The sequence below is a fragment of the Mycobacterium sp. genome (assembly GCF_019243155.1).
Lineage (GTDB): Bacteria > Actinomycetota > Actinomycetes > Mycobacteriales > Mycobacteriaceae > Mycobacterium.
Genome location: NZ_JAFAUS010000267.1, coordinates 1 through 18,830, shown reverse-complemented (window position 1 = coordinate 18,830; position 18,830 = coordinate 1). Strand labels below are relative to the sequence as shown.

14 protein-coding genes are annotated in these 18,830 nt (G+C 67.0%); 11 read left to right on the top strand and 3 right to left on the bottom strand.

Annotation, left to right across the window (positions count from 1 at the left end; all coding sequences use genetic code 11):
• The first annotated feature begins 289 nt into the window (after positions 1-289).
• From JOZ00_RS13165 to JOZ00_RS13135, 7 genes are all read left to right on the top strand, one after another.
• A complete protein-coding gene (locus tag JOZ00_RS13165) occupies positions 290-1,744 on the top strand; it encodes a condensation domain-containing protein (protein WP_293344396.1) in 1,455 nt (484 codons plus the stop codon).
• 22 nt (positions 1,745-1,766) lie between these two features.
• A complete protein-coding gene (locus tag JOZ00_RS13160; protein WP_293344395.1) occupies positions 1,767-3,110 on the top strand; it encodes a hypothetical protein in 1,344 nt (447 codons plus the stop codon).
• A 168-nt stretch (positions 3,111-3,278) separates the two neighbouring features.
• Positions 3,279-4,643: a hypothetical protein gene (locus JOZ00_RS13155; protein ID WP_293344394.1), complete on the top strand. Its 1,365-nt coding sequence runs from the start codon at positions 3,279-3,281 to the stop codon at positions 4,641-4,643.
• 188 nt (positions 4,644-4,831) lie between these two features.
• The gene (locus JOZ00_RS13150; RefSeq protein WP_293344393.1) at positions 4,832-6,187 is read left to right on the top strand and encodes a wax ester/triacylglycerol synthase domain-containing protein; all 1,356 of its coding nucleotides are present in this window, start codon (positions 4,832-4,834) and stop codon (positions 6,185-6,187) included.
• 30 nt (positions 6,188-6,217) lie between these two features.
• Complete coding sequence (locus tag JOZ00_RS13145; protein ID WP_293344392.1) at positions 6,218-7,588, top strand: wax ester/triacylglycerol synthase domain-containing protein; 1,371 nt, start codon at positions 6,218-6,220, stop codon at positions 7,586-7,588.
• A gap of 30 nt (positions 7,589-7,618) precedes the next feature.
• Entirely contained in the window at positions 7,619-9,001 is a 1,383-nt protein-coding gene (locus JOZ00_RS13140) for a hypothetical protein (protein WP_293344391.1), read from the top strand.
• Positions 9,002-9,072: 71 nt separating this feature from the next.
• Complete coding sequence (locus JOZ00_RS13135) at positions 9,073-12,117, top strand: RND family transporter (RefSeq protein WP_293344390.1); 3,045 nt, start codon at positions 9,073-9,075, stop codon at positions 12,115-12,117.
• Positions 12,118-12,122: 5 nt separating this feature from the next.
• Here the strand turns inward: JOZ00_RS13135 and JOZ00_RS13130 are convergent, their stop codons facing one another.
• A complete protein-coding gene (locus JOZ00_RS13130; RefSeq protein WP_293344389.1) occupies positions 12,123-12,806 on the bottom strand; it encodes a response regulator in 684 nt (227 codons plus the stop codon).
• Positions 12,788-14,473 carry an ATP-binding protein gene (locus JOZ00_RS13125; RefSeq protein WP_293344388.1) on the bottom strand — a complete coding sequence of 562 codons (1,686 nt, stop codon included), beginning with the start codon at positions 14,471-14,473 and terminating at the stop codon, positions 12,788-12,790. The genes JOZ00_RS13130 and JOZ00_RS13125 overlap by 19 nt, the downstream gene beginning before the upstream one ends.
• Before the next feature lie 78 nt (positions 14,474-14,551).
• On the opposite strand from JOZ00_RS13125, the gene JOZ00_RS13120 reads away from it, so the two are divergent.
• Complete coding sequence (locus JOZ00_RS13120; protein WP_293344387.1) at positions 14,552-15,454, top strand: NAD(P)-dependent oxidoreductase; 903 nt, start codon at positions 14,552-14,554, stop codon at positions 15,452-15,454.
• Between the two features lie 7 nt (positions 15,455-15,461).
• Here JOZ00_RS13120 and JOZ00_RS13115 read toward each other — a convergent pair whose 3' ends face one another.
• Positions 15,462-16,283: an alpha/beta hydrolase gene (locus JOZ00_RS13115; protein WP_293344386.1), complete on the bottom strand. Its 822-nt coding sequence runs from the start codon at positions 16,281-16,283 to the stop codon at positions 15,462-15,464.
• 88 nt (positions 16,284-16,371) lie between these two features.
• Here JOZ00_RS13115 and JOZ00_RS13110 point away from each other — a divergent pair, with 88 nt between their 5' ends.
• From JOZ00_RS13110 to JOZ00_RS13100, 3 genes are all read left to right on the top strand, one after another.
• Positions 16,372-16,821, top strand: coding sequence for a helix-turn-helix transcriptional regulator (locus JOZ00_RS13110; RefSeq protein WP_293344385.1), 450 nt, complete (start codon positions 16,372-16,374; stop codon positions 16,819-16,821).
• Positions 16,822-16,825: 4 nt separating this feature from the next.
• Positions 16,826-17,236, top strand: a complete 411-nt coding sequence (locus JOZ00_RS13105; protein WP_293344384.1) for a VOC family protein — start codon at positions 16,826-16,828, stop codon at positions 17,234-17,236.
• A 132-nt stretch (positions 17,237-17,368) separates the two neighbouring features.
• Positions 17,369-18,823, top strand: a complete 1,455-nt coding sequence (locus JOZ00_RS13100; protein WP_293344383.1) for an aldehyde dehydrogenase family protein — start codon at positions 17,369-17,371, stop codon at positions 18,821-18,823.
• Positions 18,824-18,830: the final 7 nt, after the last annotated feature.

Below are 18,830 nucleotides of genomic sequence, written 5' to 3'. Positions count from 1 at the left end.
TTGTCGGTACGGGCGTTTAGTCACCAATTTTAGTGCCCCACTGGCATGCTCAGCGCGCTTTATTACCCCGATGCACGGCCCGGAACGGGTGAGCACAACGCGCAAAACCACGGAATCGTCGCTTAATTCGACTATCGCCCACAAGAGCGACACCGCTGGAATCCCACCGTAGGTTCAGTTTCAACAACAACCGAATAGCCGCCAGGTCGCGACGCGAAAATCGTTCGCGGACAGCGCTTTCGCCACTACAAGCGACCCATGCGGGCACCGAACCGAAAAGGATTGATCAATGGTCACGCTGGGAAAAATCACCGGATGGCAGCCGTCGGACGGTCCAGTCACCACCTGGATGGCGTCCGCCGCGGCACACGACGCGGCCCGGAACGCGCGGCGAAGCGACCTGCCGCCCACTTACCAGCAGGCCCGGCACCTGCGCGCAGCCTACGAGGGCAAAGCCGTCGGCCGGCAACTGCCCCGGCTGATGGTGGTGGCGTGGGACATCCCCGGGGTGTGCGACATCGCGGCCATGACGGCGACGATCAACACGCACGTCCGCCGGAATGACGCCTACCACGACTGGTTCGATTTCGAGGACGACGTCATCGTCCGCCGCACCATCGACAACCCCCAAGCCATCGACCTCGTCCCGTCGGAATTCGGGCGGATGGACGCCGACCAGATACGCGCCCACGCCTTGACGACGACACCGGAGACCCTCGAGTGGGATTGCTTCACCTTCGGCATCGTCCAGCACACCGACCACTTCTCGTTCTACGCCAGCGTCGACCATCTGCTGATCGACGGCATGTCAGCCGGCCTGATCTTCTTCGACATCCAGTTGACGTACCAGGCCATCGCGAATGGCGCCGAGGGGCCTGACATTTTCCCGCAGACGGCAAGCTATCGCGGCTACACGCAGCGCCAGCACGAGAAGCTTGCGGGCCTGACCCTGGCGTCCCCCGAGGTCGAGGCGTGGGTCGAGTTCGCCCGTGACACCGGGGGCCAGTGGCCGAGCTTTCCGCTTCCGTTGCGCGCCAGCCAGACCGACACCACGGGCGACTTCGTGACCGTCGACCTGTTGGACGCAGCTGAGACGGAGTCGTTCGACACCGCCTGCCGCGCGGCCGGCGCGCGATTCAGCGGGGGAGTCCTGGCGTGCGCCGCGTTGACCGAGCACGCGCTGACGGGCAACGACACGTTTCACGGCTTCACGCCGTACGACACGCGGACGCCGGCGCTGGACTCGATGACCGTGGGCTGGTTCGCCAACCTGATTCCGGTCACCGTGCCGACGGTCGCCGGGTCCTTCCCGGAGGCGGCCCGGGCCGCACAGGAATCGTTCGACGGCGCCAAGCATCTCGCCGTCGTGCCGCTCGATCGGGTCATCGAGCTGGCCGACCCGCGTGGGCTCTGGATCGAGCCGCCCACGGCCCGCGCAATGATGGTGTCGTTCATCGACTTTCGCGCCGTACCGGCCGCGGACCTGTTGGACGAGAACAACTTCGGAACCTTTGCCGACAACCTGTCGCACGGCGGGATCAACCTGTGGATCAACCGCCACGCCGACAAGACCACGGCCACCATCTCCTTCCCGGACAACGCCGATGCCCGCGCGGCGGTGCAGCACTACCTCGAAGCGCTGACCCGGTCGTTCGCCCGGGCCGTCAAGACCACCTCCGACTGGGTGGATGCGGTTGCCGCGCATGCGAACTGCGGCCACCGCACACCAGCCATCAACGCGTGACAACGAAGGGATATCGAGGATCATGGACAACGTACTCGACCTGGTCGACCACACCTTCTTCCGCGTGGAGCGGGCGGCCGGCGTGACCAATGTGATCCAGTGCATGTGGGTGTACGACCGCACGCCCGACATCGACGGTCTGCGCCGGTTCCACCGCCACCTGCAGCAGGGCCGGCTGGCCCGTCGCATCGAACGTTCGCCGCTGCCGTTCGGGCGGTACCGCTGGGTCTCGCCGGGCGACCAACCGGAAATCGAGGTCGTCGAAACCGCCCGTCCGCGTGCGGAATTCGATGCCTGGTGCAACGAACAATCCAACATCCGGCTGGACGCCGAGCGCGGACCGGGATGGCACCTCGCGGTGTTGCCCTTCACCGAAGGCGGCGCCGGGATCAGCCTGATCGCCTCGCACTGCCTCACCGACGCCGTCGGGCTCTGCCAAGCCCTGGCCGCCGCGGCAGCCGGCAACGACAACGCCGTCGAATGGCCGACCGCCGGATCCCGCGGGCGCTGGCAGGCATTGCGCGAAGATACCCGCCAGACCGTGCGCGACCTCCCCGCGATCCGCCGCGCCGCCGTCGACGCCGCACGATTCCTTCGGGACAACGGCGGCGCCGGCGGACCGGCCCCGACACCGACCGTCACGGTCGACGAGGAGATCACCTTCCCGGCGGCGACCTTCTTCGTCGACGCCGGCGAATGGGACGCTCGCGCACGGGCACTCGGGGGGACCGCCAACGGTTTGTACGTCGCGCTGGCGGCCCGCCTCGCCCAGCGAGTCGGCCGCGTCGGTGCGGACGGCTCGGTTGCCGTGACGATGGCCATCAACGAGCGCACGGACGGTGACACCCGCGCCAACGCCATCAAGAACGTCGACTTCACCATCGATCCCACGCCCGCGACAACGGAGCTGCGCGGAATCCGCGCCGCGACCAAGCAGGCGCTGGTCCGTTCACAGCACGAGCCCGACGCGCGATGGACGCTGCTGCCGCTGGTGCCCCTGGTACCCGAGCGCCTCGGCAAGCAATGGCTCGGCGCCGCCACCAACAGCGCGGCCACCGTCGGCTCGTCCAACATCGGTGCGGTCGACCCCGCCACGAATCGGCCGGACGGCACCGACGCCGACCACTTCGCGATCAGGTCGCTGAGCGCTCGGATGACCACCGGCATGCTGCACCAACTCGGCGGGCTGCTGTCGTTGCTGTCGGGAAGAGTGAACGGACGGGTCTTCGTCTCCGTGGTTGCCTACGCGCCGACCGGCGTCAACTCAAACAGCGCTCTGCGGCAGCACCTTTCGAGTGTGCTGGATGAATTCTCACTCGCGTCGACGATGGGCTGGCCCTGCGACGAGCCGGCCCTCGGGCGGTGAGCACAATGCGCACAATCGCGCCGATCGCCGCTAATTCCGACTAACGCTCACAAGCGCGACAGGGCGGCAGGTCCCGCCCTACGTTGAATCTCAACCGAATAATCCCCGCGAATAACCCAATGTCATTCGTCGCCAAGGCAAATGGCAGACCGCAAAGGACTCTGTGACATGGACAACGTACTCGACTTGGTCGACCAGACCTTCTTTCGCCTCGGGGAGGCGGCCGGCGTCGGTCAGAACGTCTGGGTGTACAACCGCGCCATCGACATCGACGGTCTGCGTCGGTTCCACCAGCACCTCCAGCAGGGCCGGCTGGCCCGTCGCATCGAACGCTCGCCCCTGCGGTTCGGCCGGCATCGCTGGGTCGCGCCCAGTGATGGCGACGAGCTCGAGATCGCGGCACCTCGGCCGCGCGAGGAATTCGACGCCTGGCTGCGCGAGCAGGCCAACATCCCCCTGGACGCCGCGCACGGCCCCGGATGGCACCTCGCGGTGCTCCCGTTCACCGACGGCGGCGCCGGGGTGAGCTTCGTCATCACGCATTGCCTCACCGACGGCATCGGAGGGTGCCTTGCCCTCGTGGAAGCAGCCTGCGGCTACGACCACCCGAACAACTTGCCCCCCGCCGGATCACGCCCGCGGGCGCGGGCCCTGCGCGAGGATGTCCGCCAGACCGCGCACGACATCCCCGCCATCCGCCGCGCCTTGACCGCCGCGGTCACGACTGCGCGATCGGCCCGTCGTGACCGCCGCAGCGCCGGATCGGCGGTTCCAGCTGCCAAGCCGTCCGCGCCGATCGCCGGAGCCGACGAAATCATCACGCTCCCAACGGCGGCGTTCTTTCTCGACGCGGACGAGTGGGATGCCCGCGCGCAATCACTCGGCGGGACCAGCAACTCGCTGCTCTCGGGAGTGGCGGCCCGGCTCGCCCAGCGAGTGGGACGAGTCGGCGCGGACGGGTCGGTGGCCTTGGCGCTGCCCGTCAACGAGCGAACGGTCGACGACACCCGCGCCAACGCGGTCACGATGGTCGACATCACCGTCGACCCGGCGCCCGCGACGACGGACCTGCGCGAGATCCGCGCCGCAACCAAGCAGGCACTGATCCATCACCGGGAGGTGCCCGACGAACGGCGCACACTCCTGCCGCTGGTTCCCCTGCTGCCCGAGCGGCTGATCAAGCAGATGGTCGGCGTGGCCACCGGCGGCGCGACCAACGTCGTGGTCGCATCCAACATCGGTCCAGCCCCCGAGGCGGCCAACCGGCCGGACGGCACAGACGCCGACTACGTCGCCCTGCTGTCTCGCTACCCGGGCCTGACCCGAGCGATGATGGACCAGCTCGGCGGGATCATGGTGGTGCACTGCGCATCGGTGCACCGGCAGGTCTTCATCTCGGTTCTTGCCTATCAGCCGGGCCGACTGACCTCGAACGACGATCTGCGACAGCACGTTTCCAGTACCCTGAACGACTTCTCGCTCACCGCCGGCACGGGCTGGAGCGCCATGAGCGAGTCGGCCGGGACGCGGTAGCCGGACGACGGGTCCCCGGTTCCGTGGTGAGCACAATGCGCGAAACCGTGGAATCGCGGCTAAGTCCGACTATCGAGTACAAGCGCGACAGGGCGGCATGCGGGGCCATACGGTGAATTCAAGCGAGACAAAAGCACTTCACCGAAAACGAATCCGGCAGCGCGACAAGCGAAAAGGACCTGAAGAAAATGAGCAACGTACTCGATCTGTACGACCAGGCCTACTTCGACTTCGAGCGCGCGGCCGGAGCTACCTGCGCATTGCAGTGCGTGTGGGTGTACGACCGCACCATCGACATCGACGGTCTGCGGCGGTTCCACCACCACCTGCAGCGGGGACGGTTGTCGAGGCGCATGGAACGCTCGCCACTGCCTTTCGCCCGGCATCGCTGGGTCGCGGCCGGCAATCAGCCCGACCTCGAGGTCGTCGAAAGGCCCCGTGCGCGCGAAGAATTCGACGCCTGGTTGGCCGAACAGGCCAACACCCCGCTGGACGCCGAGCACGGACCCGGATGGCACCTTGCGGTGCTGCCGTTCACCGACGGCGGCGCCGCGGTGAGCCTGGTCATCTCCCACTGCCTCATCGACGGCGTCGGATTGTGCGAGGCGTTGGCGGAGGCGTCCTCCGGACAACACAACCTGAACGACTGGCCCGCTGCCGCATCACGCCCGCGGTGGCAGGCGCTGCGCGAGGACGCCCGCCAGACCGCGCGCGACATCCCCGGCATCGGCCGCGCCGTCGTCGCCGCGGCGCAGTTCGCACGACGCCAGCGCGACCACGCCGCGGCGCCCGTTGCCGCGCCGGTTGCGCCGACCCCCGGCGAAAACGTCACTCTGTCAACGACAACGATCTTCCTCGACACCGCTCAGTGGGACGCCCGCGCACGGGCGCTCGGCGGAACCAGCAACACCCTGCTCGCCGGACTGGCGGCCCGCCTCGCCCAGCAAGTCGGCCGGCTCACCGCGGACGGCCGGGCCACTCCGTCGATACCGGTCAACGAACGCACCGCCGGCGACACCCGCGCCAACGCCATCACCAACGTGGACATCACGGTCGACCCCACACTCGCGGCGACGGACCTGCGTGAGATCCGGGCCGCAACCAAGCAAGCTCTGATCCGCCACCGGGATGTGCCCGACGAGCGGTGGGCACTGCTGCCGCTGGTTCCCCTGCTGCCGCAGCGGCTGGTCAAGCAACTGGTCGGCGTGGCCACCGGCGGTACGACCAACGTCGTCTCATCCAACCTCGGTGCCCTCGACGGCGCCGCCATCCGGCCGGACGGCACCGACGCCGACTACTTCGCCATGAAGTCCCTCTACCCGGGGGTGACGGCGGAGATAATGCACCGCACCGGCGGGGTGTTGGCGCTGCTGTCGGGAAGGGTGCACCGACAGATCTTCGTCTCGGTTCTCGCGTATCAACCGGACCGTCCTAACTCGAATGACCAACTGCGGCAAGACGTCTCAAGTGTTCTGAGCGACTTCTCGCTCACCGCCGCAATCGGCTGGCCAGGCCCCGTGTCAGTGGCCGACCTGACCGCGTAAGCAAGCGACAAGACAAGGAGCTCGAGGAAAATGGACAACGTACTCGACCTGTTCGACCAGACGGTGTTTCTCGGCGAGCGTGCGACCGGAGCCACCAACCTTCTACAGTGCGTGTGGATTTACAACCGCGCCATCGACATTGACGGTCTGCGACAGTTCCACCGCCATCTGCAGCGGGGCCGGTTGTCCCGCCGCATCGAACCGTCGCCGTCGCCGTTCGGCCGCCACCGCTGGGTCGCGCCCGAGGGTCAGTCCGACCTGGAGATCGTCGCGGCGCCGCGCTCGCGCGACGAACTCGACGCCTGGCTGGGCGAGCAAGCCAACACTGAACTCGACGCCGAGCACGGACCCGGATGGCACCTTGCGGTGCTGCCGTTCACCGACGGCGGCACGGCCGTAAGCCTGGTCATCTCGCACTGCCTGAGCGACGGCGTCGGGTTGTGCGAGGCCTTGGCGGACGCCGCAGCCGGGCGCCGCGACCCGATCACCTGGCCCGCCGCCGGGTCGCGCGGGTGGTGGCGAGCCGTGAGTGAGGACGCCCGCCAGACCGCGCGCGACATCCCCGGCATCGGCCGCGCCGTCGTGGCCGCGGCGCGCATGGCGCGACGCGACAGCGCCGGTGCCGGATCGCCCGCGGCCGCCCCTGTCGAACCGCCCGTCAGCTCCGGCCGCGCCGACGAGCGCATCACCCTGCCAACGGCGACGATCTTCGTCGACGCCGACGAATGGGACGCTCGCGCACAGTCACTGGGCGGGACCAGCAACACGCTGCTCGCGGCACTGGCCGCTCAGCTCGCACAGCGAGTGGGACGGATCGCGGCGGACGGCTCGGTCGCGGTGACCATGCCCGTCAACGAACGAGCGGCCGGCGACACCCGCGCCAACGCCATCACGAATGTCGACTTCACCGTCGACCCCGCACCCACGACAACGGACCTGAGCGAGATCCGGACCACCATCAAGCAAGCGCTGGTCCGCTCGCACGACGAGACCAACGAGCGGTTCCAGTTGCTGCACCTTGCTCCTCTGCTGCCGCAGTGGCTGGTCAGGCGGTGCGTGGGCGTCTCCGCCAACGGTGCGGCCAGCGTCATCTCGTCCAACCTCGGTGCGGTCGATCCGGCCGCGCGCCGGCCGGACGGCACGGACGCCGACCACTTCGTCATGAAGCCCCTCGGCCCGGGTGTGACCAAGGCGGTCATGCACCGGCTCGGCGGCTTGCTGGTGTTGCTGTCGGGGAAAACGGATGGGGGCGTTTTCGTCTCGGTCCTCGCATACCAGCCGGGCGCTGACAACTCGAATGACAAGCTGGGGCAGGACCTTTCGGACACGCTGCGCGACTTCTCACTCGCCGCCACGCTCGGCTGGCCGGCCCCGGTGTCGGTGGCCGACCTAACCGCGTAAGCAAGCGACACAATAAGGAGCTCGAGGAAAATGGACAACGTCATCGACCTGATTGACCAGAGCGCGTTTCTCGGCGAGCGAGCGACCGGAACTACCAACCTGCTGCAGTGCATCTGGATCTATGACCGCGCGATCGACATGGACGGCCTGCGCCAGTTCCACCGCCATCTTCAGCGGGGACGGTTGTCCCGCCGCATCGAACGGTCACGGTTGCCGTTCGGCCGGCATCGTTGGGTGTCACCCGGCACTCAGTCCGACCTGGAGATCGTCGCAATTCCTCGTCCGCGTGCCGAATTCGACACCTGGGCAAGCGAGCAAGCCAACACTGAACTCGACGCCGAACACGGACCCGGATGGCACCTCGCGGTGATGCCGTTCACCGACGGCGGCGCGGGGGTGAGCTTCGTCATCTCGCACAGCCTCATCGACGGCGTCGGGTTGTGCGAGGCGCTGGCGGACGCGGCGACCGGGCGCCGCGACCCGATCACCTGGCCCGCCGCCGGGTCGCGCCGGCGGTGGCAAGCGCTCCGCCAGGACGCCCGTCAAACAGCGCGCGACATCCCGGGCATGGGCCGCGCCGTCGTCGCCGGGACACGATTCGCCACGGGCAACCCCGGCGGTGCCGGCGCACAGCTGCCCAGCGCGCCGCGTGCGCCGTTCGCCGGACCCGACGAACGCGTCGATCCGCCAAAGGCGACGTTCTTCGTTGACGCCGACGAATGGGATGCCCGCGCGCACTCACTCGGGGGAACCAGCAACGCGCTGCTCGCGGGATTGGCGGGTCGTCTGGCCCAGCGAGTGGGACGGGTCGCGGGGAATGGCTTGGCCACCTTGGCGATACCGGTCAACGAGCGCACCGACGGCGACACCCGCGCCAACGCCATCACGAGTGTCGACATCACGGTCGACCCGGCGGGCGCGCCGGCGGATCTGCGCGAGATCCGGGCCGCGATCAAGCAAGCGCTGATCCGCCATGAAGAGGTCCCCGACGCGCGACTGGCGCTGCTACCGCTGGCTCCGCTCATGCCGCGGTGGCTCGTCAGGCGGATGGCCGGCGTGGCCCTCGGCGGGGCGACGACCAGCGGATCGTCCAACCTCGGTGCGCTAAGCCCGGCCGCCAACCGGCCGGATGGCACGGATGCCGATCACTTCGCCGTCAGATTGCTCGTCCCGGGGGTGACCAAGGCGACGGTGCACCAGACCGGCGGACTGCTGGGGCTGCTCTCGGGAAGAGCACACGGACGGGTCTTCGTCTCGGTCGTTGCGTACGAGCTGGGCGGCCTCAATTCGAATGACGTTTTGCAGCAGCATATTTCGAGTGTTGTCAGGGACTTCTCGCTGGCCGCCACGATCGGCTGGCCACACCCGGAGCCAATGCGAGCACAATGCGCAGAACCACAAGATCGTGGGTAACACCGACTATCGCCTACAAGCACGACACGGGTGCCGCGCAACCATAGATTCGGTATCGACGCGGATCACCAATGAAGGGTTTCACCATGATCAACAAGCCCGACGCCCTTAGCATCTCGACCCCTCGCGGCGTGTTCGCGGTGTTGGGTCGCTTCGCCACTCGTGCTCCCTGGCTCATCATCGCCGCGTGGGTCGCTGCGGTAGCCGTGCTCACCGTGGCCTTCCCCCCGTTGACGAAGGTGGTCGAAGGCCAGACGGTACAGCCGCTACCACCGAAAGCCATGGCAGCGACCGAGCAGATGGCCAAGGACTTCGGTGAATCCGGTCAAAACATTCTCATTGTCGTGCTCACCGACAACCGGGGTCTGCAACCGGCCGACGAGGACACCTACCGCAAGCTCGCCGCCACGTTTCGCGGCGAGACCAAAGACGTGGTCGCCGTGCAGGACATCGTTGCCACACCCGCACTGCGGTCATTGATGGTCAGCGCGGACAACAAAGCGTTCTACATGGCGGTGATCCTGCGGGCTCCCGTCGGCTCTCCCGAGTCGTCGCAGGCCTACCAGCAGATCACCGACATCGCCAAGCGCTCGACCACGGGCACGCCGCTGACCGCACAGGTGACGGGACAGGGTGCCATGGCCGGCGACCTGGCGATCGTCACCGCTCGCGACATGCAGACGATCGAGCTGGTCACTGCATTGTTCGTGCTGATCATCCTGCTGGTGATCTACCGGCGGCCCGTGACCGTGCTGCTGCCGTTGATCACCATCGGCATTTCGGTCGCGTCGACCCAGGGCCTGGTGTCCGGGTTGGTTCAGCTCGGGCTCGGGGTGTCCTCGATGACGATCGCCTTGATGACGGCGATGATCTTCGGTGCCGGCACCGACTACGCCGTCTTCCTGATCAGTCGCTACCACGAGTACCTCCGGTCCGGCATGGACTCCGACCTGGCCGTACAAAAGGCGCTGAGCTCCATCGGTGAGGTGATCGCGGCGTCGGCGGCCACCGTTGCCGTCACCTTCTTCGGCATGATCTTCACCCGGCTACCCGCGTTCACGAGTATCGGTCCGGCGCTTGCGATTTCGATCGGGATCGCGTTCCTTGCCGCGATAACGCTGTTGCCCGCCATCCTCGTTCTCGCAGGCCGGCGCGGATGGGTGACGCCGCGAGCGGCCCTCACCGGCCGCCTGTGGCAGCGCTCAGCCGTTCAGTTGGTTCGCCGGCCCAAAGCGCATCTGCTCGGGAGTCTCGCGGTGTTGCTCACGCTGGCCGGTTGCGCGGCGTTCCTGCGGCCCACCTTCGACGACCGCCTGCAACTGCCGCAGTCGGCGCCGAGCAACATCGGCTTCTCGACGATGGCAGACCACTTCTCGAAGAGTATGTTGCTGCCGGAGTACATCTACGTTCGGTCACCGCACGACCTGCGGACGTCGCGCGCGCTGGCCGACCTGGACCAGATGGCTCAGCGGGTGTCCCAGTTGCCCAATATCGCTGCGGTGCGCGGCATCACGCGGCCCAGCGGCCAGCCGCTGGATCAAGCCAAGATCAGCTTCCAAGCCGGAGAGGTCGGCGGCAAGCTCCAAGACGCCTCGACACAGATCAACGACAGGACGAGTGACCTCGACGCGCTGACCAACGGCGCAGACCAACTGGCGGCGGCCCTTGCCCAGGTGCGCGACCAGATCCGTGGCGCCAGTGGGCCGATGGCCCACGTCACTGCGACGCTGAACCAGGTGCAGCAGCAGCTCGCCACTGCGGCGAACGTCCTGGACAACGTCCGTGGACTCACCAACGGGTCCGTTTCCGCACTCGCCAGCAGTGTCGCCGCGGCGGCGGGCCCGATGTTCGACGGCTTGACCAAGCAGCCGGCCGTGCAGGGCGTGCAGGCAGCAGTGCAGAGCCTGACCGCGCAATTGGCAACCGCGAGTGGCGGTCTGCGGGCCATGGGCGGCAGCGCCGCCGGCATGCAGCAGAAAATCGCGGGCATGCAGGCAGCGGCCGATCAGCTCGCCGACGGCAGCCGCCGGCTCGCCGACGGCGTCCGGACACTCGTCGACAAGGTCAAGCAGATGGGTCTGGGCATGAACCAGGCGGCCGACCTGTTGCTGTCGATGAAGCACGACGCCACGCAGCCCTCGATGGCGGGCATGTACATCCCGTCCCAGGTGCTCACCTCGGACGAATTCAAGAACGCCGCCAAGCTGTTCTTCTCGCCCGACGGCCATTCGGTCCGCTATCTGGTCGAGACGAAATTCGACCCCTTCAGTTCCGCCGCGATGGACCAGGTTTCATCGATCCTGAACACGGCACGGGGCGCCCAACCGAACACCGCACTCGCCGACGCGTCGATCTCCATGGTCGGACTCAACCCGATGTACAGCACGCTGCGGAGCTACTACAACAACGACTTCCACTTGATCGTCATCATGACGTTGCTCATCGTTTTCGCCATCCTGGTCATGTTGCTCCGCGCGATCGTTGCGCCACTGTATCTGATTGCCTCCGTGGCGATCTCGTATCTGTCCGCGGTAGGGCTGGGAGTCGTCTTCTTCCAGTTCGTGTTACATCAGGCGATGTCGTGGAACGTGCAGGCGACGGCCTTTATCGTGCTGGTCGCCGTCGGGGCAGACTATAACCTGCTGCTGATCACGCGAATTCGTGAAGAGTCGCGCACGGGCATCCGTTCCGGCATCATCCGTGCCGTCCGTTCCACGGGTGGTGTCATCACCTCGGCCGGCATCATCTTCGCCGCCTCGATGTTCGGCATGTTGTTCGGCAGCCTGGCGACCATGGTGCAGACCGGACTCATCATCGGTATGGGCCTGTTGATCGACACCTTCGTTGTTCGCACGGTCACGGTGCCGGCCATGGCGGCGCTGGTCGGCAAGGCCAACTGGTGGCCGTCCAAGAAGACTGGCACCACTCCGGCTCCCGACACGGCGCGCAGTGTTGCGGCACCTCCGGTCGCGCCAGTGACCGAAGGCATTGGCGGCGACTACTCTCATCGGTTGGCCACCAACAACATCCGTCGTTCCGCCGCTCAGCGGCGGCGGTCAGTCACTCGGCACGGCAAACGGCCTCGTCGCGTGTCCGTCGCGGGCCCCAGGCACTAGGAGAGTCAGCGCGGGGGCCCGGCCGGCCGCTTGGCGGCGGCTGCGAATTCCTGTTCGGGTCGTCCGGTCGTCCCGTACCGCAACCCGACGGTGACGTCGCGGGCCGTGGCCAGCGCCGCCAGGTACCGCTGCGCGGTCGCCCGCGATATCCCGATCGCGGCGGAAACCTCGGCCGCCGACATCGGCTGCTGGGCCGTTCGCAACGCTTGCAGCACAAGCTGTTTGGTCGACGAGGCCGCGATGGTAGCGGCTGGCGGGGGAGCGACCCGCGGACGCAGCGCATCCAGAGCCGCGTCCACGTCAGCGGCGGTCAGATTGGGAGCGGCCAATATCTTGCGGTAACGCGCGTAGCCGGCCAGCCGCGCGGCCAGCTCGGGGGGTGCGAACGGCTTGACGAGGTAACTCAGTGCCCCGGCGGACATCGCGGCCCGGACCGTGGCCGCCTCGGTGGCCGCGCTCAGCATCATGCTGTCGCCGTCACGTTCGCGGACGAAGTCGACTCCGGACCCGTCGGGCAGATAGACGTCGACCAGGGCCAGGTCGACAGGATCGGCCTTCCGCGCGCCCTCGATCGTGTTCGCCGTCCCGCTCACCGTGAAACCGGGCAGAGTCTTGACGATCTCGGCATGCATATTGGCGACTCGGAAATCGTCGTCTACCACCAGCACCGTCAGGTCTGCGTCGCCCATTGCGCCTCCTCTACCATTACGCCCGGCAGCCGGGCAATGAATTCCGCACCGCGCAGCCGCAATTCGGTGTCGCCGGCGCTGGCCAGCCACAGGTCACCGCCGAGCGCACGACTGATCTGTCGCGACAACGCGAGCCCGATACCCCGGCCGCCCGGTATGCCGGAGTCCGGCTTGGTCGTGGTGCCCTCGGTGAAGAGGTGATCGACGAAGTCGGGCGCCACACCGTCGCCGCTGTCGGCGACGGTGATGTGCAGCGTTGAACCATCTTGCAGCAGTTCGACGTCCACTTCCTTCACGTCGTTATGGCCGGTTCGGGCCGCGTCGATCGCGTTGTCGAGCAAGTTGCCCACCACGGTGGTGACATCGACGGGCAGCACAAGCCGGCCGGACACCCAAGTGTTTTCACCGATCGTCAACGTCACCCCGGCTTCGCGGGCGGCCGCACCCTTGGCGGCCAGGAAGGCCTGCAGGTATGCATCGCGGATGGCCTCGATTCCCGGCAGCGCGGATCCCAGTGGGCCCGACCCGAGAACTTCTTCCAGATATTGCAGACCCTCGTCCACATGGCCGGCTTGGAGCAGCCCATTCAGCAGGTGCAGCCGGTTGGCGAATTCGTGGCGCTGAGCGCGCAGCACCGTGCTCATCACCTGCACCGCGTCGAGTTGCCGTGTCAGCGATTCCACGTCGGTTCGGTCCCGTACCACCAAAACCGTTCCCAGCGCTCGTCCTTCGCGCGATACCGGCCGCGCCGAGACGACGACGATGCGTTCGCCCACGGTGGCCAGCGTCAGCGCCGAATCGGCCGTGTTGAACACGTCGAGAACCCTTGGGGTCAGCCCGATCTGGTCGACCGGCCGCCCCGTTTCGTTGGTGATCTCGAGCAGCCGGCACGCCTCGTCGTTGACGAACGTGGTGTAGCCGGACGTGTCTGCCGCCAGCACGCCCTCGCCGATGCCCTGCAGCACCGCAGCCTGGGTGCGCACCAATTCGGTGATCTCGCCCGGCCGCAGACCCAGTGTCAGCCCTCGCCAGCGCCGGGCCAATGCCGCCGAGCCGACAACAGCGATTACTAGCAGTGCAGCGGATATCGCGGCCATCGCGCGCAGGTTCTTCGAAAACTGCTCATCGAAAGCCTTGGTGGACAGGCCGACGATGACGACCCCCAACACCCGGTTGGAACCCGGCTCGAACACCGGGATCTTCGCGACGATCGCCCGCCCGAGAACAGTGTCGTCGTGCGATGTCATCTCCTGCCCGGCCAACGGTGCCGCGATGTCGGCGCTGATATGACGACCCAATCTGTCGCGCTGGGGATCGGCGACCCTGATGCCTTCGGCATTGGCGATGACGACGAACAACACATGGGTGCGTTGTTGAACCCGGGTCGCGACGCCCTGGATCGGACCCGTGGCGAGTTCGTCGGTCAGCTGCGGGCTCGGGGTCAACGGGCCGCTGTCGTAGCGCGCGATGTTGGTGACCACCGTGGGGGATGAGGCGACCACACGAGCGATATCCGTGGCGTGGACGTGGTATTGGCTGTCCAGGCGCGCACGATTGAACATGGCGAAGAGTCCGAAAGCGACGATCAGCGTCAGCGTCACGATGATGAGCTGCAACACGAGTATCTGCGTGGCGAGCCGCAGGTCGATGCGGCCCCGGGGAGCCATGGCAAGACAGTACCGCGCTGGTGAGCAGAATGCGCGAAAGCATGACCGACTTCGCCGCGACGTCGCTACCATCAGCCCATGCGCGGCTCAAAGATCCTGATCACCGGTCCGACCGGACAACTCGCCACCCCCATCGCCGAGGCGCTCGCGGCCGACAACGATGTCTGGGGAATCGCCCGCTTCACCGATCCGGCGGCCCGCGAAGGCCTGGAGGCGGCCGGCGTTCAATGCCGTACGGTCAACTTGGCGACCGGTGACTTCACCAAGCTGCCAACCGATTTCGACTACGTCCTCAACCTTGCGGTGGCCAAGAGCGGGAACTGGGATAAGGACCTGGCGGCCAACGCGGAATCCGTCGGGCTGCTGATGGCCCACTGTCGCGGCGCAAAGGCGTTTCTGCACTGTTCCTCCGCCGCCGTCTACGACCCGCCCGGCGACGACCCTCGCACCGAGCGCACCGCACTGGGCGACAACCACAAATCCTTGTTTCCCACCTATTCCATCTCCAAGATCGCCGGGGAAGTCGTCGCCCGGTCGATGGCGCGAGTCTTCGAGGTGCCCACCACGATCGCCCGGCTCAACGTCCCCTATGGCGACAACGGCGGCTGGCCGTTCTACCACATGGAGATGATGCTGGCCGGCATCCCGATTCCCGTCCCGCTGGGCGACCCGGCACGCTACAACCCGATCCACGAGGACGACATCATCGCCACCATCCCGAAGTTGTTGGAAGCGGCGTCCGTCCCGGCGACCACCGTGAACTGGTGCGGCGACCAGACCGTCAGCCTGCAGGAGTGGTGCGGTTACCTCGGCTCGCTCGTCGGCAAGGTGCCGGTTTTCGAGGCGAGCGAGCAAGCGCTGCGCGGTAATCCGACCGGCGTCGACCGGATGCACGAGCTCGTGGGGGGCACCACGGTGGACTGGCGTGACGGTATTCGGCGGATGGCGGCCAAGTTCCACCCGGAGCTGGTCGCCGTCTAGGCGTTCCTCACAGGTGGGCCAAGAGGCGCTCGGCGAAGACGTCAGGATGTTCGCGATGCATGAAATGGCCGCCCGGGACCTCCTCGACGATGTACTCGTTGTCGAACATCCGCGCCGCGCGCCGATAATCCGACGGCTCGGCCATCGGATCGTCCAGGCCCGCAAAAGCGACCGCCGGCACCGTGATTCGTGCCTTCAATGACGCGCTGGGAAGGGGGGAGAGCTTTCGGTAGTAGCCGAAGGCGGCGTTCAGACTAGCCCGGTCGGTAAAGGTCTCGCGGATGGCGTCGAACTCCCGCGGATCGGGGTTCCACGTGGGAGACCATCGCCGGTAGATGGCGGGCAGAGCCGCGAAGTCGTTGCGCGCGAAGCGTTCCGCCGCCCCAGGTAACTTGTACGCCGCAAAGTGGCGGGCGCCCCAGAGCTTGCGCGGCGAGGGTTTGAGCGTGGCGGGGTGCGGAATGGCAATGACGACAAGCTTTCTCACCCGATCCGCGCCGATCGCGGCCGCGCCGTATGCGGCCGCGGCGCCGAAGTCGTGTCCGATCACGGCGGCGTCTGGGGCGCCGAACGCTTCGATCAGCGCCAGCGGGTCACGCGCCAGGGTTTCCTGGTCGGGATCGGCAGGCGGGATCGCGCTGGGGCGGTATCCGCGCAGGTACGGGGTGACGACGCGGTAGCCGTTGGCCGCGATGCGCGGGCGAAGATCGTCCCACGTGTGGGCCGTATCGGGGAACCCGTGCAGCATGAGAACCAGCGGCCCGGAGCCCTGTTCGAGGTAGGCGAATCTCAGCCCGTTCGCTTCGATGAAATGGATTTCATCGCCCATGATGTGGGGACACTACGCTTTGGCCCGGGTAGCACAAGGGCATACGGCGTCGCTGGGCAACTCGCGCCGAACGTGTCACCATCACCACATGACCAGCGGACCGGACGAGGCGCAGCGACTGCGCACCCTGACGCTGCTACGCCGCGTCCGCGACCGGATCGACCGGGACTACACCCAGCCGCTGGACGTCGAGGCGCTGGCCCGCGACGTCCACATGTCCGGCGGGCACCTCAGCCGCGAATTCCGGCGCGCGTACGGCGAATCGCCGTACTCCTATCTCATGACCCGCCGCATCGAGCGCGCGATGGCGCTGCTGCGCCGCGGCGACATGAGCGTCACCGACGTCTGTTACGCGGTGGGCTGCTCGTCGCTGGGCACCTTCAGCACGCGCTTCACCGAATTGGTCGGCGTGCCGCCCAGCGTCTACCGGCGCCGGTCGGCGGGCGCGCTGGCGGGAATGCCGCCCTGTGTGGCCAAACAAGTGACGCGACCGATCAGGAATCGAGAAGCATCCGTCACCGGCCCGCACCTAGCCTGACCGCATGGACATCACGATTCACTCGAGCTTCCTTCCACACGAGGACCCGGAAGCCTCGCTCGCCTTCTATCGCGACACCCTCGGCTTTGAAGTCCGACTCGACGTCGGCAAAGGCAAGATGCGCTGGATCACCGTCGGGCCGCCGAATCAGCCCGACACGTCGATCGTGCTGAACCCGCCGGCCGCCAACCCGGGCATCACCGACGACGAGCGCCGCACCATCGCCGAGATGATGGCCAAGGGCAGCTACGCCACCCTGCTGTTGGCAACCAAGGACCTGGACCGCACCTTCGAGCGACTTCAGTCCGACGCCGTCGAGATCGTCCAGGAGCCCACGGACCAGCCGTACGGACTCCGCGACTGCGCCGTCCGTGATCCTGCAGGCAACCTCATTCGCATCCAGGAGCTGCGATAGATCCGGGCTGACCCGTGCGGCCGATCCGTCGTACCGCCCTTGACCGCGCCGTGCGCACAATGCTAAGCAGGTGCTCAGCATTGCAGCGCATCCGACGCTGACGATGACGGCTGGCTACACGGAAGGGATCAGATGACGCTGCAGACGGTTTTGGAGGACATCCGTAAGCGACCCGGTTCGGGTGACGTCATCCAGGTCATCGACCCCACGACCGAAGAGCCGATCACCGAGTTCACCGATTGCGGGGCCGAGGCCGTCGACGAGGCCGCCGCGCGGGCGAAGTCCTCCTTCGAGTCAGGTGTCTGGTCGGAGCTGCCGGGTCGCGAGAGGGCCAAGGTCCTGTGGAAGATCGGCGACCTGATCGACCAGCACTCCGAGGAATTCGCTCAACTCGACTCGCTCAACACCGGCATGCCCTTGCTGCAAGCGCAGTTGCAGATGTCGACCGTGTCCGAGTTCTTCCGCTACTACGCCGGCTGGTGTTCCAAGATCAACGGCACCGCGTACGACGTGAAGACCGACGGCATTGCGACCGACGCCTACGTCAACATGCACGCCTACTCCCTGAAGGAGCCGTTCGGGGTGGTCGGGCTGATCTTCCCGTGGAACGGCCCGATCTTCAACGCGAGCGCCAAGCTCGCCCCGGCGTTGGCCGCCGGCGGCAGCCTGCTCGTCAAACCCGCTGAGGAGACTCCGCTTTCGGCGATCCTGCTCGACCAGCTGGTGCACGAGGCCGGCGTTCCCGAGGGAGTCGTCAACCTGCTCACCGGCTACGGCCACACCGCGGGCGCGGCGATCAGCGCGCATCCCGACGTCGAGAAGGTCGCCTTCACCGGATCCACCGAGGTCGGCAAGGAGATCGTGCGGGCATCGGCCGGCAACCTGAAGAAGGTGACGCTCGAGCTCGGCGGGAAGTCGCCGGTGCTGATCTTCGACGACGCCGACCTGAACAAGGCCATCATGATGGCGTCGCTGGGCATCTTCGTGCACTCCGGTCAGGGGTGCGTGTGCGGGTCGCGAATCTTCGCGCAGCGCGGCGTGTACGACCAGGTCGTGGAAGGCATTGCGATGATGGCGAATTCGTTCAAGCTTGGCGCCCCGAGCGAGGAGGGTTGCGTCAGCGGCCCGCTGATCAGCCAGAAGCAGCTGACCCGCGTGATGGGCTTCATCGACGAGGGCAAGCGCGACGGCGTCGAGGTCGTGACCGGCGGTCACCGCCTCGACCGGAAGGGCTACTTCGTCCACCCGACGGTGCTCACCAATGTCGACCCGAGCATGCGGCTCTACCAGCAGGAGATCTTCGGCCCGGTGGTGACCATTCTGCCGTTCGACGACGAGGACGAGGCCGTGGCCCTGGCGAACGACACCACCTACGGCCTGGCCGCCACCGCATGGACGGAGAACGTCGGCCGGGCCCACCGGATCCTCAAGCGGCTGCACGCCGGCAGCGTTCAGGTCAACTGCCAGTTGGTCTTCGACCACGATGTGCCGTTCGGTGGCTACAAGCAGTCCGGGTGGGGTCACGAATTCGGCAAAGAGGGCATCGAGACGTACCTCAAGACGAAGTCGGCCTGGATCCAGCTCTGATAACGCT

Excerpts from the sequence above, each read along its gene's own strand:
- JOZ00_RS13165 (WP_293344396.1), top strand. The coding sequence starts at position 290 with ATGGTCACGCTGGGAAAAATCACCGGATGGCAGCCGTCGGACGGTCCA.
- JOZ00_RS13160 (WP_293344395.1), top strand. The coding sequence starts at position 1,767 with ATGGACAACGTACTCGACCTGGTCGACCACACCTTCTTCCGCGTGGAG.
- JOZ00_RS13155 (WP_293344394.1), top strand. The coding sequence starts at position 3,279 with ATGGACAACGTACTCGACTTGGTCGACCAGACCTTCTTTCGCCTCGGG.
- JOZ00_RS13150 (WP_293344393.1), top strand. The coding sequence starts at position 4,832 with ATGAGCAACGTACTCGATCTGTACGACCAGGCCTACTTCGACTTCGAG.
- JOZ00_RS13145 (WP_293344392.1), top strand. The coding sequence starts at position 6,218 with ATGGACAACGTACTCGACCTGTTCGACCAGACGGTGTTTCTCGGCGAG.
- JOZ00_RS13140 (WP_293344391.1), top strand. The coding sequence starts at position 7,619 with ATGGACAACGTCATCGACCTGATTGACCAGAGCGCGTTTCTCGGCGAG.
- JOZ00_RS13135 (WP_293344390.1), top strand. The coding sequence starts at position 9,073 with ATGAAGGGTTTCACCATGATCAACAAGCCCGACGCCCTTAGCATCTCG.
- JOZ00_RS13130 (WP_293344389.1), bottom strand. The coding sequence starts at position 12,806 with ATGGGCGACGCAGACCTGACGGTGCTGGTGGTAGACGACGATTTCCGA.
- JOZ00_RS13125 (WP_293344388.1), bottom strand. The coding sequence starts at position 14,473 with ATGGCTCCCCGGGGCCGCATCGACCTGCGGCTCGCCACGCAGATACTC.
- JOZ00_RS13120 (WP_293344387.1), top strand. The coding sequence starts at position 14,552 with ATGCGCGGCTCAAAGATCCTGATCACCGGTCCGACCGGACAACTCGCC.
- JOZ00_RS13115 (WP_293344386.1), bottom strand. The coding sequence starts at position 16,283 with ATGGGCGATGAAATCCATTTCATCGAAGCGAACGGGCTGAGATTCGCC.
- JOZ00_RS13110 (WP_293344385.1), top strand. The coding sequence starts at position 16,372 with ATGACCAGCGGACCGGACGAGGCGCAGCGACTGCGCACCCTGACGCTG.
- JOZ00_RS13105 (WP_293344384.1), top strand. The coding sequence starts at position 16,826 with ATGGACATCACGATTCACTCGAGCTTCCTTCCACACGAGGACCCGGAA.
- JOZ00_RS13100 (WP_293344383.1), top strand. The coding sequence starts at position 17,369 with ATGACGCTGCAGACGGTTTTGGAGGACATCCGTAAGCGACCCGGTTCG.